General features: G+C 61.4%; 16 protein-coding genes. 8 read left to right on the top strand and 8 right to left on the bottom strand.

The features are described from left to right. Nucleotides 1-115: 115 nt before the first annotated feature. Nucleotides 116-418: a DUF1127 domain-containing protein gene (locus ACP146_RS19225; RefSeq protein ID WP_422368372.1), complete on the bottom strand. Its 303-nt coding sequence runs from the start codon at nucleotides 416-418 to the stop codon at nucleotides 116-118. A 617-nt stretch (nucleotides 419-1,035) separates the two neighbouring features. Here ACP146_RS19225 and ACP146_RS19220 point away from each other — a divergent pair. The 4 genes from ACP146_RS19220 to ACP146_RS19205 all read left to right on the top strand — a co-directional run bounded on the left by ACP146_RS19220 (nucleotide 1,036) and on the right by ACP146_RS19205 (nucleotide 4,443). Further along, a complete protein-coding gene (locus tag ACP146_RS19220; protein WP_422368371.1) occupies nucleotides 1,036-1,743 on the top strand; it encodes a hypothetical protein in 708 nt (235 codons plus the stop codon). An 82-nt stretch (nucleotides 1,744-1,825) separates the two neighbouring features. Further along, nucleotides 1,826-2,509, top strand: coding sequence for a DUF1007 family protein (locus tag ACP146_RS19215; protein WP_422368370.1), 684 nt, complete (start codon nucleotides 1,826-1,828; stop codon nucleotides 2,507-2,509). Beyond that, nucleotides 2,506-3,516, top strand: a complete 1,011-nt coding sequence (locus ACP146_RS19210) for a nickel/cobalt transporter (RefSeq protein ID WP_422368369.1) — start codon at nucleotides 2,506-2,508, stop codon at nucleotides 3,514-3,516. The genes ACP146_RS19215 and ACP146_RS19210 overlap by 4 nt, the downstream gene beginning before the upstream one ends. Nucleotides 3,517-3,717: 201 nt before the next feature. Further along, complete coding sequence (locus tag ACP146_RS19205; protein ID WP_422368368.1) at nucleotides 3,718-4,443, top strand: LuxR C-terminal-related transcriptional regulator; 726 nt, start codon at nucleotides 3,718-3,720, stop codon at nucleotides 4,441-4,443. 197 nt (nucleotides 4,444-4,640) lie between these two features. Here the strand turns inward: ACP146_RS19205 and ACP146_RS19200 are convergent, their stop codons facing one another. After that, nucleotides 4,641-5,216: a hypothetical protein gene (locus ACP146_RS19200; protein ID WP_422368367.1), complete on the bottom strand. Its 576-nt coding sequence runs from the start codon at nucleotides 5,214-5,216 to the stop codon at nucleotides 4,641-4,643. 159 nt (nucleotides 5,217-5,375) lie between these two features. Continuing rightward, entirely contained in the window at nucleotides 5,376-6,083 is a 708-nt protein-coding gene (locus ACP146_RS19195) for a LuxR C-terminal-related transcriptional regulator (protein ID WP_422368366.1), read from the bottom strand. A gap of 368 nt (nucleotides 6,084-6,451) precedes the next feature. On the opposite strand from ACP146_RS19195, the gene ACP146_RS19190 reads away from it, so the two are divergent. From ACP146_RS19190 to ACP146_RS19180, 3 genes are all read left to right on the top strand, one after another. Next, the gene (locus ACP146_RS19190; protein ID WP_422368365.1) at nucleotides 6,452-7,282 is read left to right on the top strand and encodes a CsgG/HfaB family protein; all 831 of its coding nucleotides are present in this window, start codon (nucleotides 6,452-6,454) and stop codon (nucleotides 7,280-7,282) included. After that, nucleotides 7,269-8,399: a hypothetical protein gene (locus ACP146_RS19185; RefSeq protein WP_422368364.1), complete on the top strand. Its 1,131-nt coding sequence runs from the start codon at nucleotides 7,269-7,271 to the stop codon at nucleotides 8,397-8,399. The genes ACP146_RS19190 and ACP146_RS19185 overlap by 14 nt, the downstream gene beginning before the upstream one ends. A 97-nt stretch (nucleotides 8,400-8,496) precedes the next feature. After that, on the top strand, nucleotides 8,497-8,937 hold the full coding sequence (locus ACP146_RS19180; RefSeq protein ID WP_422368363.1) for a hypothetical protein: 441 nt from the start codon (nucleotides 8,497-8,499) through the stop codon (nucleotides 8,935-8,937). A gap of 128 nt (nucleotides 8,938-9,065) precedes the next feature. Here ACP146_RS19180 and ACP146_RS19175 read toward each other — a convergent pair whose 3' ends face one another. The 4 genes from ACP146_RS19175 to ACP146_RS19160 all read right to left on the bottom strand — a co-directional run bounded on the left by ACP146_RS19175 (nucleotide 9,066) and on the right by ACP146_RS19160 (nucleotide 11,575). After that, nucleotides 9,066-9,446: a hypothetical protein gene (locus ACP146_RS19175; protein WP_422368362.1), complete on the bottom strand. Its 381-nt coding sequence runs from the start codon at nucleotides 9,444-9,446 to the stop codon at nucleotides 9,066-9,068. A gap of 68 nt (nucleotides 9,447-9,514) precedes the next feature. Beyond that, a complete protein-coding gene (locus ACP146_RS19170; protein WP_422368361.1) occupies nucleotides 9,515-9,946 on the bottom strand; it encodes a c-type cytochrome in 432 nt (143 codons plus the stop codon). Continuing rightward, nucleotides 9,924-10,445 (bottom strand): invasion associated locus B family protein, encoded by a 522-nt coding sequence (locus ACP146_RS19165; protein ID WP_422368360.1) that lies wholly within the window; start codon nucleotides 10,443-10,445, stop codon nucleotides 9,924-9,926. Before ACP146_RS19165 ends, ACP146_RS19170 begins: the two co-directional genes overlap by 23 nt. Before the next feature lie 413 nt (nucleotides 10,446-10,858). Further along, nucleotides 10,859-11,575: a Crp/Fnr family transcriptional regulator gene (locus ACP146_RS19160; protein ID WP_422368359.1), complete on the bottom strand. Its 717-nt coding sequence runs from the start codon at nucleotides 11,573-11,575 to the stop codon at nucleotides 10,859-10,861. A 418-nt stretch (nucleotides 11,576-11,993) separates the two neighbouring features. On the opposite strand from ACP146_RS19160, the gene ACP146_RS19155 reads away from it, so the two are divergent. Then, nucleotides 11,994-13,193 carry an AGE family epimerase/isomerase gene (locus ACP146_RS19155; RefSeq protein ID WP_422368358.1) on the top strand — a complete coding sequence of 400 codons (1,200 nt, stop codon included), beginning with the start codon at nucleotides 11,994-11,996 and terminating at the stop codon, nucleotides 13,191-13,193. Between the two features lie 26 nt (nucleotides 13,194-13,219). Here the strand turns inward: ACP146_RS19155 and ACP146_RS19150 are convergent, their stop codons facing one another. Beyond that, entirely contained in the window at nucleotides 13,220-14,581 is a 1,362-nt protein-coding gene (locus ACP146_RS19150) for an MGH1-like glycoside hydrolase domain-containing protein (protein ID WP_422368357.1), read from the bottom strand. Nucleotides 14,582-14,609 lie beyond the last annotated feature (28 nt).

Here is a 14,609-nt window from a genome sequence, read left to right as displayed (position 1 = left end):
CGATTTAACCCGCCCCAGTAAGATTGACCCTGGGTGAAGATCACCCCTTGCGTTCCCCAACTGTGTTGTTGCCCGGATCAGCGCGGCTCCCAACGCGCTGACCCGGGTGTGTTCTTTAGATCCGCATGCTCTCGCTGCGACCGTGCAACCGCTCTTCGGTCGCCTGTGCTCTGCTGACAATAGACGAGCGGTTCAAGCCGATGTCGCGCAGCATATGGTCGTCCAGCTTGGAAAGTTCCAAAACAGTCCGGCGGACCCGAAGATCGCGAAACAGCGGACCGAAGGTCCGTGCTGCTAAATCCTTTAAGCTGTGCAAAACCCTGCCCCTAAGGGACGGTTTCACGGCTGCGCCAAAGGGGCTGGCCGGTCGAATGCCGGGCAGAACCATCGGCGAGCCAAATAAGTTTGAATTACTCATTGCTCCACCAAGCTCCTGAAAACTCTTCAATCAATTCGTTGTCTGGCAATTCGTTGTCTGGCAATTCGTTGTCTGGCAATTCGTTGTCTGGTTCGCCCAAGAAGGCCGGCGACGTCTGTCCTCGCAGTCGCCGATCAACATGGCTGCCAGATATAGGCCCCGGCTGTTTCCCGCGGATTTCTCGGTCGGGCGTTTTTCGTATCAATTGTTCGCCGGCATTCTGGGCGCGCTTGCGGGAATTGCGGCTGGCAAAGACGTCGAGGCTGAAGCGCCGGAGCCACTCCCGGCCTGGAGTGTTGGTGATAAACCTAAGTTCGGATAAGGCTTTACAGTATTTGCTGTTGGGTCATGGAAGAGAGGCTGAGGTTCGAGAGGGCTCCTTAATGGAGCGAAGACGCCGGAAACAATTGAAACAATGGGCTCGAAAGCGATCCTTCGCCCTGTGTTCGCAACGTTTGCCACGCGACGGGGCGTTGGGAGGACACAGCATTCGGAATGCGTGCGAGTCTGTGCAGAAATTCGCCTCAATTAGGACATTTGCTGTTGCGGCGGCGATCCTCCTATCCTTCGTAAAACAGTAACGGAAAAGACATCCGGGCGTCATACGGAGGGCCGCAATGACTCCTTTGCCCGCATCTGATCTGCCGCTTGGCCGGCGGCCGGGGCGCTTAACCGCGTCTTCGGCGCAGGCCGTGACCACGCTGATCGTTGTGTTGTCGGTGGGCGCCGCGGTCCTGCTGGTTCTGCTGCTGGCCGTTCAGACACGCATTCCGCTCTCGGATCTGACCCGGGACCCCCTCGCCATCATGGGTAAAAAGAGCGCGCCGCACCTGGGTTCTCTGTCCAATCTCGGTGTTTTGCTTTGGTGCATGACAGCAAGCGTCTGCGCCTTCACCGGCCTGCGTCTGGCCGCCGGCGCCGCCGACCGGCGGGCCGGTGTCTTTCTGTTGGTGGCCGCCGGTTTCACGGCGGTGTTGATGCTCGACGATCTATTCATGTTGCATGAGAATCTGACTCTGCGGTTTCCGCAGGGGGACATCGCCTTGTTCACCCTCTATGGACTTCTCGCCCTTGGTTACATCCTGGCTTTTCGGCACGTTCTGCGCAGATTTGGCGTTTTGGCCCCATTGCTCGCGGTTGCTCTGCTGGGCGTCAGCGTTGTGGCTGATCTCGGCAGGCTGACCGCGGTTATGCCGGGGAACTGGCCCTGGGTGGTCGAGGATGGGTCGAAATTTGTCGGTATAGTGCTTTGGGCCGCTTTTCACCTCAGGGTTTCTTGGATATCCGTGCTGCCTGAAGCTCAGAGGTCACAAAAATCCCGTTAACGTGACGTTAGGTCGCTATGCGACAAGTTTTCCGAGGTGTTACGCTCCAACGAGGGTCATAGATGCCTTGGAGAAAGATGAGATGAGACGCCTAGCTGCACCGCTGCGCAGGGTTTTCACGGCTGTGCTGGCGGCGTTACTGGCTTGGCCATTGATGGCGGGCCCGGCCGCGGCGCATCCGCATGTTTGGATCGACTCCTATGTGCGCGTGATCTTTGACGAGAACGATCATGTCGTCGCACTGGAGATCGACTGGCGGTTTGACGAATTCTACAGCCTCTTTGCCATCGAGGGCCTGGACAAGGACGGTGACGGGAAACTGGAAGAGGCCGAGCTGAGACCCTTGGCCGAATTGAACATCACCTCCCTGGAAAGCTACCGCTACTTTACCTATGTCACGGTCGACGGTGCCGATGCGGCCTATGGTGAGGTCCGCGAGTACAGCTCCAGCTTTGCGGAGGGGGAGGGTATTCTCAGTTTGCGCTTCGTGCTGCCCTTGACGGTGCCTGTCGATCCACGCAAGGCAGAGTTTTCCCTTACCAGCTATGATCCCAGCTTCTACATCTCGATCGAACCTCGGCAGCAGGATGGCGTTGTGCTGTCTGATGGTGCACCAGAGGTTTGCGCGGTGCTGATGACCAGAGGCGCGGAGACTGAAACCTTGAATTTCTCCGATGCCGAACTTTTCGGCAATGCCCAGAGCATCGCCGCCCGCTTCGCCTCTCGCGCGGCACTCGACTGCAGCAGCCGAACGGTTACCCAATGAAGGTTCTGGTTTACAGGTCGTTGGGTTTGACCGGCTTCTGCGTCCTGCTGTTGCTGACCTTGATCATCCTTTGGGATGGTTCGCCGACCGGGGTTCAAACCGCGTTGGTGCCATCGCCCGAGGCTTCCGGAGCACAGGCGCTGTCCGGCCCCTGGCAGGATTTGTTGGTGTACATTCATCAGGTGCAGGGTGACCTGCATCGCCGGCTGGCCGGCGCGGTGCGTGCCCTAAAAGGGGATGCTGCTGGCGAGGCTGCGCTTTTCCTGATTGTGCTCAGTTTCCTCTATGGGGTTTTCCATGCAGTCGGGCCCGGCCACGGCAAGGCGGTGATCTCCACCTATCTCCTGGCCAACGAGTCCGTTGTCCGGAGCGGCATAGCCCTGGCTTTCTTTGCGTCATTCGTCCAGGGCCTTACGGCGATCGCTCTGGTCGGGCTGTTGGCGGTGCTGCTCGACATGAGCGGCCTGCGGGTAAGCGCTTCGGTTGGTGTGCTGGAGAGTGCCAGCTATGCCCTGGTCGCCTTGGTCGGCTTCTGGCTCCTCTGGTCGCTTGTGCGGCCCCTGTACATGCGCGGCAGAGACGCTAAGGGGAATGATGACGGGGCAGGCTGCGGTGGTTGCGGACACAACCACGCACCGGACCCGGCACTGCTGTCGCGCCAAGGTTTGTCGTCAAAAGGCTGGGGTATCGTCACCGCCGTCGGTCTGCGGCCCTGCAGCGGGGCCGTCTTGGTGTTGTTGTTCGCCCTGGCGCAGGATGTTTTTGCCGCGGGTGTCGCCGCCACCGCGGCAATGTCACTTGGAACCGCGCTGACGGTCTCGGTGCTCGCTTTGCTGACGCTCTGGTCGAAGCGCCTGGCGATCGCGGCGGTGGGGCCGCGAAGTCACTTGGTCGATACCCTTTATCGCCTCCTTGGTTTCGGTGGTGCGGCGCTGTTGATCCTTCTAGGCGGTGCGCTTTTTGTCACATCCTTGCAGATGTCCAGCCCCCTTCAGGGGCCATTGTGAGCATTAAGGTGCTGTTTTAGATAAATAAATCTCAATTTTCTCCTTCTGTGGTAATCCTCACAGACCCTTCCTTGTATGAGCTTTAGCTTCTTCGTTAACGGACGTTGGTCCTGACCGCCCCGGGGGGGCGGATCCGTTGGACCGGGGAAGCTTTTGTCGAGCCGAGGGGTTGGTGGGCGAAAGGGAAGGGAGAGCACCGTTATGTCTGAAGTCAATACGCTACTGGTAGGGCGCAATCGCCTGTTCCTCGAAGGGCTGAAGAGCCTGTTGAGAGGAAGTTCCTTCAACGTTTGCAGCGAGCTGACCAGCGTTTCGGCGCTGGGCGAAGTTACCGATGCGGCGGATCTGGAACTGATCCTCATCGAACTGCGTGGTGAGGTTTCCCGGCTGGTTGACGATCTGCGCCAGTTGCAGAACGAACTGCCGAATACGCCCATCGTCGTTCTCACCGACGAGAGAGACCCGCGGACATTGGCCGCCTGCCTGAACGCCGGCGCCGATGCCTTCCTGCTGAAGGATATTTCTCTGGAGGCGCTGATCCATTCGCTGAAGCTGGCCATGATGGGCCAGAAGGTGATGCCGACGGATCTTGCCACAGCCCTGATCAACGGGGCCGTGGGTGTTGCGCCGGTCGGCGACAAGCGCATCGAGGAGTACGGCCTCTCCGACCGCGAGCAGGAGATTCTGCGCTGCCTTGTTTACGGCGACGCCAACAAGGTGATTGCCAATCGCCTCGACATCACCGAGGCGACGGTGAAGGTGCACATGAAGAGCCTGCTGCGCAAGATCAAGGCAGGCAACCGGACGCAGGCGGCAATCTGGGCGCTGAATCACGGAATGGCCCCGGGTCTGCCTTTCGGAGGTGGGGCCGAGCCTATGTTTCCCGCTGCCAGCGGGGCGCCGGCCCTTTCTCAACTGACCGGCTGAGGCACCAGGTTTCGGTGTTCTGGGCCTGCCGGAGCATCCCTTGAAACAAGGTCCTTTTTGAGGGGCCTTGGGACCCGGCAGCCGATGCCTCTTCCATTCCACCGACGGTGGGCCCCGTGGCGGCCGACCGTCGGTTTCCTTTTTCCGCCGGGCCCGGGTTCCGGCCCGGTTCTTTTTCCCGATGCTAGCCCCGAGTGCTAGCCCCCGACCTGCGCCGTCCAGGCGTCGATCGAACTGCCGCTGCCTGGATAGATCACCACAGCCCCCCTGCCGGAGCCTGCCGACACCATGTTGGTCCAGGCGGCGATGGTGGCGGAGGTGCGCAGACTCGACAGAAAGCTGGGCGTGGAGGATCCGCCGCCGCTTTTCGGTGCGAAGAAGGGATTGAAGATGCCTGCGCCGTCAGCCGGGCTGCGCCGGAAGCTGCTGCCGCGCGCCGCAGCGCCCGGAATAAAGGGAGCGACCTGACCACTGACGATGGCGGTCGAACCCGGTCCTTCCGAGACGTCGACCAAGGCGCCGTTCGCGCCGCGCCGCAGGTTGTCCGGGGTGAGACCCAGGATCTCCTGCTGCAGGATGGCCTGGCGGCCGGCGAAGCTCATGCCCACGCCGCCGCCGCTGTTGAATGAAAAAGGCCTATTGTTCCACTGCGCTTCGGCCTCCGGCGCAACGCCCAGTGTTGCGATACCGATGAGGGCAGCGCCGAGGCTGTGGAGGGCCAATCGATACGGCGACCGAAGCTGCCGATTCTGAGACTGCGGGCGGAAAGCCATTCCCGGACTCCTATGGTGAGCAATAAGGGACACCACGGCGGCCGGTCGTTTTGCCGGTCCAAGGAGCAAGCGGAAGACCGCTATGGCGTGTAACTTATCACTTTCGGGGAATGGCGGCGCAATTCAACGCGCCAGAAGAGGTAATACCCCCTTATAGCTTCAGGACCAGTCGTCCGGCCCCTGGCCTGGCGCGCCATTGGAGGTAGGCACGGTATCGTCTTCTCCGAAAGCGGCTTTCTGCTGAAGACTTTCCTGAAGCGGCAGCAGAACCGTTGCCGCCAGCACGGCCGCTTCGGTCCGGTTGCGGCATTCCAGCTTTACGAGGATGGAGCGGACCAGTGACTTCACGCGGGTTTCACTCTCACCCAACTGTTCGGCGATGCTGCGGTTGCTGTCGCCATCGGCCAGCAGTTTGAGGATCGCCTGCTCACCGTCGCTGAGGCGGCACAGCATGTCGAGATGACAGTAGGAGCCGCCGCCGTCTTCTCTTGTGGTTGGCAGAACCGAATAGCCCTCACGGGCAAGACAGAGACTCTCCTCCAGATAGTTCAGGCCGGCCTCGAGAAGAATCAGACCGTCTGCCCGCCGCGCCAGATCACCCAGGTGGGCGCATTTGGATTCCGGTACCGCCAGCAGCACCCGTGTCTTTTCTCCCGACCAACGTTCGATCTGTTGCTCCAGACGCCCGAGCCGGTTGCCGTCGTCCACCGCCAGGATCAGGTAATCGGCTTCCGGCTCGCCCAGCCCATTGGAGGGAAAGATGCAGATGTCGCCGACGCGCGTGTTCGGGACGCGGCGCAGCGCTTCCAAAAGGGGAGCGGTGTCGACGCCCGATGCCAACAATGCGCAACGTTGGTTGTCGGTCATGCTGCCTCTCTTCATCTGTTGAGTGTTGTCTTCGAACATGGCGGTGAACCTCCAGGATGCCGTGTCATGGCGCGGTCTCTGCCCATTTTCCCGAGCTTTGCGCCACGATTTCCCGGAGACTAGCACGGAGCTTTCCCACATTCTTTCGCGCAGGCATAGTAATACTTTGGTATAGGGTGGTAATACAGAGGTGTCGAATATCTATATAGTTACCCATCTTTGAAAGTATTAATTCAGTTTTATTTTAATACATCCCTTCGCTCACTTTATTATTTAAATAGATCCCGTACCATCCCTGAACATTGATCCCGCGCCAAGACAGCGGCGGGCGGATCGATGGAGACAGATCGATGCATAGGGGATGGAACATGCGAGCAAGAGCTTGCGCCTACGTAGTTGCGGCCGGAATGGCGCTTTCGGCCTGTGCCGGACCACCGTTTCCCGATACCGGAGTGGCGCCGGTCTTCAGTTTCCCGGTTACCAGCAATCACACGCCTTATAGCCAGTGCCTCAGCGGCCTGGCCGATACGCCGGGGGCCAATCTGCCGGTCTTCTCGGTCGGCGAGGTGGCCGACAAGACCGGGCAGGTGAACTACGACGACAACGGTCATGCCCTCAGCCAGGGCGTTTCCGAGATGATGATCTCCGCCCTTTGGAAGACCCGCAAGGCGCGGCTCATAGAGCGCCTGGATCTGCGGATTCCCCTGGCGGAGATGAAGCTCTCCGAACAGGGGCGGCTGGGCCGCGATCTGACCGAATACGAGTTGCCGGCCAGCGATTTCATCGTCGTCGGCGCGCTCACGGAACTGAACTACAACATCACTTCCGGCGGTGCGCGCCTCTTCGTCAATGGGATTGGCGGCGGCGGGCGCACGGTGGTGATCAACGTTGCGCTGGACCTGCGTGTGGTCAACGCGCGCAACTTCTCGGTTGCCTATGCAACCTCGCTGCAAAAGCAGATTTACGGCTTCGAAGTGGAGGCCAACGTCTTCCGCTTCTTCGGCAATACCCTCATTGAATTTGACGCTGGAATGATCCGCAACGAGCCGTTGCAACTTGGCGTCAGATCCGTCGTGGAGATGGGTGTCTACCTTCTTATGACGGACTTTCTGGGTCTGCCCGCGATCCAAGGCTGCGATCTCGTGGAGACCGATCACTTCGCTGGATACCTAAAGGAGATAGACGATGAAAGCGAATAAGTCTGTACTGCTCTGTGGAGCTGCGGTGGCCGCCCTCGGTCTTGCCGTGTCGCCTGCGGCGGCCTTCGATGAGGTCGATTGGCACTGGGATCTGGAAGTCATCGAGCACGTGACCAAGGATGTGGACATCGATGTCGATATCGATCCCGTCGGTTTGGTTCTGCTCGAAGATCTGCAGATCTACATCGGTGACGTGACGGCCGAATCCCAGGTTCGGGGGATTTACAACAACCAGCCGAACGAAGGCGGCGGCGTCGGTGCCGGTACGGTCGACTTCACGGTCACCCTGGACGGCATGACCGACGACGAGACCGATCCCAGCACCGTTTCCGGTGTTGCCGATCTGAGCGGCGATCTGATGGGAACCTCTTCCGATGTCTCCGGCACCCTCGACGAGGGCACCGACGATCTGGACGTGGTCATGACCTTCGAGGACATCCCGGTGGAGAACATCGAAATCGAGCCGACCGGCTCCTTCGATGCCCTCACCGAGTTGCCCGAGGTGGTCAGCACCGCAACGGCGATCGCCAACAACGTCAGCATCGACAGTGACGTGATGGTCGAGATCCACGAAGGCCAGTATGTCTTCAACACGGGCGAGTTCGGCGACGATCCGAGCCCGACGCCGGTGCCGATCGGGCCGGGCGGCGACGGCATCAGCCTTGCGTCGATTGAAGACGGTGCGGACTTCGGCAACAACCGGAACGAGTTCCACGATGCGGCGGCGCTGCTGACCTTTGCTGCGCTCTTCAACGTGATCGAGCCGTCTGAGATCTCTGCGGTTTCGCAGGTCGATGACATCCTCAACGCTTCGGTTGACAGCGCCGCGACGGCGGTTGCCAACAACAAGGCGATCACCGTCGACGCCAAGGTCGCCGATGACGCCGTGGTCATGGGCGACATCACCCAGTTCGCCTATGCCAACACCTCAGCCCTGTCCCAGGTCGGTTTCGGCGCCTGTGATCAGGAATGCGGCGGCATGGAGTATGGGGTTGAGGTCAACAACTATACCAATCTTGGTCAGTTGGACCGTCCCCTGGTGTCATCGGTCGCCACGGCCGTTGGCAACAACCTGTCCATCTCTGTCAGCACGCCTGAAATCGGCGGCGGCAGCTAACCTTAAACCAGCCTACCGACCCCGGGGAGGGAGCAGAGTCATTCTGCTCCCTCATCCCCCTCTCTCACCGGGGCCGCTTTGTTTTCAGGAGGTGGAGATGAAACGGACTTTGATGCGCTTGACGATCGATGGTTTGACCCTGCTGGTCTATGCGGCCTTTGCCCTGGCGCTGGTAACGCGGCTGGCAGCCGATGCATCGGCCCAGATGTACGAACAGCCTTGGGGCTTCGCCGCACGCAACGGCGGCAACATGGCCGTCGTCATGAAACAGGTCGAAGCCGGGCTGCTGGACGGCAACAGCGGCAGCTCAGCCGCAGCGGTGACCGGCAGCACGACCTTTCTGGTGTGCGGCGGGGAAAGCAGCGCGGGCGCGCGGGGCAACTCCTCCTGCATCATCCTCAACAACTCCGACGGCGCCCTCAGCATCGGCCAGGATGCGGTTGGCGATCAGAACGCGGAAAGCACCACGACACAGACACAGAACAACGGCACTGACGAGGTCAGCGAGATTCTGGCGGGCGACACGGCCAGCCAATAACGAGAGACAACCCGGCTGTTGTGCCGGGGTTCTTCAAAAGAGAAACGATCAACGGCGGCCTTGGGCCGCCGTTTCGCTTTCCATCACTCAAACCGCATTTGCGGATTGGACCGAGACTTTCGGGTCGCTTAATTCCGACAGACCATCATCTCTGTCGGGCGGTCGGCGCCCGGCAGGCAAAGCGCTTGCAGGCCACAGCGCCGGGAGGGTGGACTTGCGGCGGGTGTCGGGGTGACTTCCGGAGCTTTGTGTTGGGTGCCGTTTTGGGCGCGCAGATAGGCCCGCAGCCTTTGGCGGCAGAGCGGTGTGGCCCGATCGTCGGTCTGGGCGAGTGCGTCCTGCAGCTCCCGGGGGGAGTTTGCATCAAAGGGCCCGTTTTGGCCCGCCGTGCTGCTGCCGGTTTCGCCTGTGCCGCCACCACCGATCGCGTTCAAGGCCATGCCGGCGGCCCCGGCGAGGCCGGTCACGCAGCCGCCAAGACAGAGCGGCGCCATTATCGCGAGAGCCAAGGCAGTGCCGCGCCTTGCGGACGCCTGTTTCGAGTCGCTGAGACTGCTGCGCATCGTCGCCGGCGAGCCTAAAAGGCCGGTTGCAACAGCGAGTCGCTCTTCATTGAGGAGAGGTAGCTGCGCAGGGCATAGACCTCGCTCGAGGTCAGAATGAACTGGGGCATCGGCGGGTGGTCCGCCGCCAGCCAGGCCTGAAACCGCAGAGTCGACCAGTCGGCCGCCTGGGCCATTTCGCGCAGAGTCGGCGCCGCCGTCGTGCTGTAGGGGGCGTCCGGTCCCGCATGGCAGCGCAGGCAATGCTCGGCAACCAAAGCGCGCCCCTCCGCAATTTCATCGCCGTGAGCAGCCGGAACCAGCGGCAGCGAGGCCCAGAACAGGCCGGCGGTCAGGCAGGCGCCGGCCAGCAGCAGGCAATCCTTGATCTTGACCATCCCATGCCGGCGTTGTCCGTCGCGCGGATCGCCAAGCTTGCGGGCGCTATTGGATCTGGCTGAGCGCATTGCTGAAGCCCTTCAGCGAGAAGCGGGCGACGACGGTCTTGTCCGCCACGCGATAGGCGGCGACCCCTTCCAGGTCTTTGCGGAACCGGGCGAGGACCTGATCGGTGGCTTCCAGGCTGATCACCGCCTGGCAGAACAGATTATTGCAGGCGTTCGTCAGCAAGCGGGTTTTCCAGCCGCTGTCGAGCTGAACCGCAATGGGCGCGTTTGTGCCGGCCTGGTGACTGATCCGCAGGATGGCGCGCAACCGGCGGCTGCCACGCTCAGGGGCGATCAGGATCTGCAGTCCCGGCGCTTGATAGTCGGCAAGACAGGCGGACTGGCCACAGACCACGTTCCATTGCTCCGGCTCGGCGGCTGCAGGGGCCGCCATCAGGGCCGTGCCGGCGGCAATTGTTGCAGCAAGGCAGGCGCGCTTCAGCGCGGAAGAACCGGCGCACTTGAGCGCGGAAGGATAGGTCCGGGTGAGAGGCGTTGACTTGCGAAGGGCGCTGATCATGGTGCTTTCTCCCGAAAGTGCGGTTGCAGCAGCGATTCCGTCGAGTCTGACGGCTCTCTGGTGAATCCGCGAGGGAGCAGGGGGAGGAGTGACCGGGACTTGAGGCTTAGGCCGCCGGAGGCTCTCCTACGCCCTAAGAGTGAGGAATTCAGCCGTTTTTGCGGATTTTGCGCTTTTATGCGTCGGGTGTGACAAATCCCACAGTGTCTTTGGCGCCGCCGGCCTATGTTCAGGGCGTTGTTGTGGAGGTCCTCCCTCAAGCCACGATGACGGACCTTAGGTGAGCCCAAAGCCCCGTCCGCCGCCCATCGGACGGGGCTTTCTCATGCCTGGGGGCATTCTGGTGTCTGAGGAAAGGTGGCGCGCCGACCGGCCTTTTGGAACGGGCCCCGCGAGAGAGGCGCTTTGCGGCCTTAGTCGCCGGAGACCTCGTGGACCATACGCTCCAACTCGGCCACGTCGCTGACGATCAGCGTCCGGCCGTCGCGTTTGATCAAGCCGGATTTTGTCAGATCGTTCAGTTCCCGGGTGACCGCTTCGCGGTGAGTCGAAATACGGCTGGCAATGTCGGCGTGGGTCGGCGCCGGCGAGAGGTGCGCCGTGTTGTCGTCGCCGACGTTGTCACGGGCGAGCCGCAGCAATTCCGAATGAATGCGGTTCTTCACTGCAAGCGTGCTGAACTCGAAGATCCGCTCACTCAAAGACCGGACCAAACGGGTCAGATAGGTCAGCATCGCCATGGAGACCGGCGGATACTCCTCCAGGATCGTGCGGAAGGTCTCGGCGGGAACGGAGCCGATCATCACATCGGTCAGGGCGATGACGTTGGCGGAGCGCGGAGCACCGTCGATCGCCGAGAACTCTCCGAAGCACTCCCCAGCCGAGATGTCGCGAAAGGCAACCTCTTTCCCGGCGCTCGAAAAGAGAATTACGCGGACCGTTCCGGAAACCATGAAGTAGACGTCGGTGGAAACCTCCTGGTGGCCGATGATCTGTTGTTGCGCTGTATAGTTGCGCCAGTGCATGCGTTGCGACAGACGTTCGATCTCCCGCGCTTCCAGACCCTTGAAGATCTCGATCCGCTCAAGCGCGTAGCCTGTGCCACCTGAAAGCCGCTGGTTGGCTGTCATCGACCCCATCTTTGCTTTTTTGGGTCCCTCTCAACGACCGCGATTTGCGGTCCGTGAAGCGAGACCTAGCCACCAAAAAGTCCGAAGCCCTCGTATTCTCGCCACCCCGTCTCCCATTGGCCGGTCCCTGTTAACCGGCTTCTGCCAGCCAATTCCCTGATCGCCGGTCTCAAAAACGAAGTGCTGCAGATCGGCCCATCCGGGCGGAAATGTGCCTGGGCAATACTACCCTGACAAAGAAGGGATGCAACTGGCTCATGGTCGTAAGCCGCAAACGAAATCGCGTCAGTGGGCGGCCGTGACGCCGGACTCAGCTTGATAATCCAGATATCTGGCCCCTTGAGTCACCGAAGCCAAAGGGTTATGAGCCTTCGCTTGCAGCTTAACATGCGCCGCGATGCGCTGCGGAAACGAAAAAATGTCACAGGACCTTCCCCCTTCGCCCTTTCCTTATCCGGCCCTCGAAGATTGGCTGAGGGCGAAGGTTCTACCGTTCTGGGCGAGTGAGGGCTTCGATTCTGCAAGCGGCGCCTTTGTAGAGAAGCTGGATCTCTCCGCAAGGCCGAGCGAAGAGGACTATACGCGCGTCAGGGTCCAGGCCCGACAGATTTACGTCTATGCCCATGCGCAGACTCTGGGCCTTTTCCCCGAAGGTCTTGTTTTGGCCCGCAGTGCCTACGACTTCTTGATCGACAATGCCTGGGACATCGAAGAAGCCGGCTGGTTTCATCGGCTGAGCCGCAAGGGCAGTCCGCTGGACCGACGCAAGGATTGCTACGACCACGCGTTTATGTTGCTAGCCATGGCCTGGCTCTACCGGGCAACGGGCGCGCCGCAGGTTCTCGACCGGGCCAGGCAGACCATGGCCTATCTCGACAGGGCCATGGCGGTCGAACGCGAAGGCGCCTTTGACGGTTACGCCGATTACGTCGTGCCGGCGGATGAACCTGCGCCGCTGCCGCGCCGGCAGAATCCGCACATGCATCTCTTCGAAGCTTTGCTCGCCCTCTACGAGGCGAGTGGTGAGCGCGGCTGGCTTGACCGCGCCGGTCGTATTCTCGACCTGTTCAGGCGGCGTTTCTTCTCACCGCAGAGCGGACAGCTAACAGAGTTCTTCGACAACGATTGGCATGAAACGCCTGTTGAGGGCGTTTTCGTTCGCGAACCCGGCCATCACTTTGAGTGGGTCTGGCTGCTGCATCGCTATGGTGTGCTTGCCGGAGAGGACGCGGTTCTGCCGATAATGCAAAAGCTCTTCGCCTGGGGCTGGCGCCACGGCATTGACCGGCGGGAGAGCGGAGCCTTCGGGGCTTATGACGAAGTCGATCCGGCGGGCCAGGTGCTGAAGGGCGGCAGCAAGCGCTTGTGGCCTCAGACGGAGGCCCTGAAAGCCTGTCTTGCCTTGTGGGAGCGCAGTGGCGATCGGACGGCTGCGGCCGGTATCGACCCCCTGCTTCAGTCGATGTTCACAGACTTCGTCAGCTTCGATCATGCGCTCTGGCAGGATCAACTGGATGGTGCGGGGAAGGTGATCGCCCCGGGGATTCCGGCCAGCAGCCTCTATCACCTTTTTCTGGCGATTGCCGAGACTCTGCGTGTGGCACCCAACCGCCCCTGAACTGATTTCCGGCTGCTGAATCGCAGTCACGCGGCGTCTTCGGAGGAGTCATTCGGGGGTGAAAAGTCCTTGGCCCAGGCCAGCCACATGGCGGCGGTCCAGGTGAAGTCGTCGCCGCCGAGGCCGCGCCCTGTGATCGGATCGAAATACTCCCAGAACCCGCTCTGCCGAATGGCTCTTGCCGTGGCGCCCGCAATCCGCGCGGCCCAACCCTCGTGGCCGCAGCCGGTCAGCCCTTCGGCGATCATGTGGTTGACGATGGCCCAGGTCGGCCCGCGCCAGTAGCGCAGGCTGTCGAAGCGCTGATCGCCCGGATCGAAGCTGGGGACGGGATAGCTGCTCTGTGTGCCCCAGCGCTCCAGTACCTCGACCATCCTGGTGCAGCGCTCGGGCTTCACGCCGCCGCCATAGAAGGGCAGGAAAGATGCCGAAGTGATCGCGTCGGTGAAGCTGCCCGAGATCAAGTCATAGGAGCGAAAGACGCCGGCCGTCTCGTCCCAGAGCCGGTCGAGCGCCGATTCACCTCTTGCGATCCAGCGATCGATTTCAACCAGGTCCTCACGATAGCCCAGGGTCTCGGCCAGCACCCTGAGGTTGCGGTCGGCGCGGAGCAGAATCGCAACGGTGCCGATGTCGACCATCCTGAACGGCGAGGCCTCGTAGATGGCCTTCGGCTCATAGCCTTTTCCCCGGAAGGTTAGGATCAGGGAAAGATAGCGCTCGTATTGCTCCTTACGCGGGCGCTGGGCGGCGTCGACCCGGTCGAGATCGCGGCGCTGGAACGGCGGCAGGTCATCGGTCGGCACGCGCGAGAGGGCCGCATCCCAGTCCTGGCTGTTGTCGCGGCCGGACTCCCAGGGATGCAGGATCGCAACCATACCGTCTTGCGCCGGATCGCGCGCCGTGTGGAACCAGCGATGCCAGGCGGCGATCTTTGGGTAGAGCCGCTCAACAGCAGCCTTGGCCTGTTGCTGATCGCGGGCGCTGCGCCAAAGCTTCAGGGTGATGGTCGCGGCCAGTGGCGGATCGGATATGCCGGAGGTCGGCACCGCCAGGCGGTCGCCCCAAAGTGAGGCCGTACCCCAGATATCCGGGCCCGGAAAGTAGCCCGGATCGTCTCGGTGGAAGACGATATGCGGGACCATGCCGTCGGGCCACTGCCCGATGAAGAGGCTTTCGATCTCCTGCCAGGCCCTCGTCTCGTCAAAGGTCGCCCAGCCGAGCGCGACGAGGCAGCTATCCCAATTCCATTGGAAGGGATAGATGTTGGGGGTCGGTACGGTGTAGCCGCCTCTGTCGTTTTGCCTCAGGATCCGCTGCGCTTCTTTCGTGCAGTCTTCCGCGTCGCTAAAGCGCCAGCTTGCGCCAGGTGTTCCAGCCTCAACCATGTTTCTTGGAATGCCTTACAAAGGTATT

Origin of the sequence: Pelagibius sp. (assembly GCF_965249265.1) — a bacterium.
GTDB lineage: Bacteria > Pseudomonadota > Alphaproteobacteria > Kiloniellales > Kiloniellaceae > Pelagibius.
The sequence above is the reverse complement of the archived record's forward strand: the minus strand, read 5'-3'. Positions and strand labels throughout refer to the sequence as shown.

Coding starts and splice junctions, on each gene's coding strand:
- ACP146_RS19225 (WP_422368372.1), bottom strand. CDS start 418: ATGAGTAATTCAAACTTATTTGGCTCGCCGATGGTTCTGCCCGGCATT.
- ACP146_RS19220 (WP_422368371.1), top strand. CDS start 1,036: ATGACTCCTTTGCCCGCATCTGATCTGCCGCTTGGCCGGCGGCCGGGG.
- ACP146_RS19215 (WP_422368370.1), top strand. CDS start 1,826: ATGAGACGCCTAGCTGCACCGCTGCGCAGGGTTTTCACGGCTGTGCTG.
- ACP146_RS19210 (WP_422368369.1), top strand. CDS start 2,506: ATGAAGGTTCTGGTTTACAGGTCGTTGGGTTTGACCGGCTTCTGCGTC.
- ACP146_RS19205 (WP_422368368.1), top strand. CDS start 3,718: ATGTCTGAAGTCAATACGCTACTGGTAGGGCGCAATCGCCTGTTCCTC.
- ACP146_RS19200 (WP_422368367.1), bottom strand. CDS start 5,216: ATGGCTTTCCGCCCGCAGTCTCAGAATCGGCAGCTTCGGTCGCCGTAT.
- ACP146_RS19195 (WP_422368366.1), bottom strand. CDS start 6,083: ATGACCGACAACCAACGTTGCGCATTGTTGGCATCGGGCGTCGACACC.
- ACP146_RS19190 (WP_422368365.1), top strand. CDS start 6,452: ATGCGAGCAAGAGCTTGCGCCTACGTAGTTGCGGCCGGAATGGCGCTT.
- ACP146_RS19185 (WP_422368364.1), top strand. CDS start 7,269: ATGAAAGCGAATAAGTCTGTACTGCTCTGTGGAGCTGCGGTGGCCGCC.
- ACP146_RS19180 (WP_422368363.1), top strand. CDS start 8,497: ATGAAACGGACTTTGATGCGCTTGACGATCGATGGTTTGACCCTGCTG.
- ACP146_RS19170 (WP_422368361.1), bottom strand. CDS start 9,946: ATGCGCTCAGCCAGATCCAATAGCGCCCGCAAGCTTGGCGATCCGCGC.
- ACP146_RS19165 (WP_422368360.1), bottom strand. CDS start 10,445: ATGATCAGCGCCCTTCGCAAGTCAACGCCTCTCACCCGGACCTATCCT.
- ACP146_RS19160 (WP_422368359.1), bottom strand. CDS start 11,575: ATGACAGCCAACCAGCGGCTTTCAGGTGGCACAGGCTACGCGCTTGAG.
- ACP146_RS19155 (WP_422368358.1), top strand. CDS start 11,994: ATGTCACAGGACCTTCCCCCTTCGCCCTTTCCTTATCCGGCCCTCGAA.
- ACP146_RS19150 (WP_422368357.1), bottom strand. CDS start 14,581: ATGGTTGAGGCTGGAACACCTGGCGCAAGCTGGCGCTTTAGCGACGCG.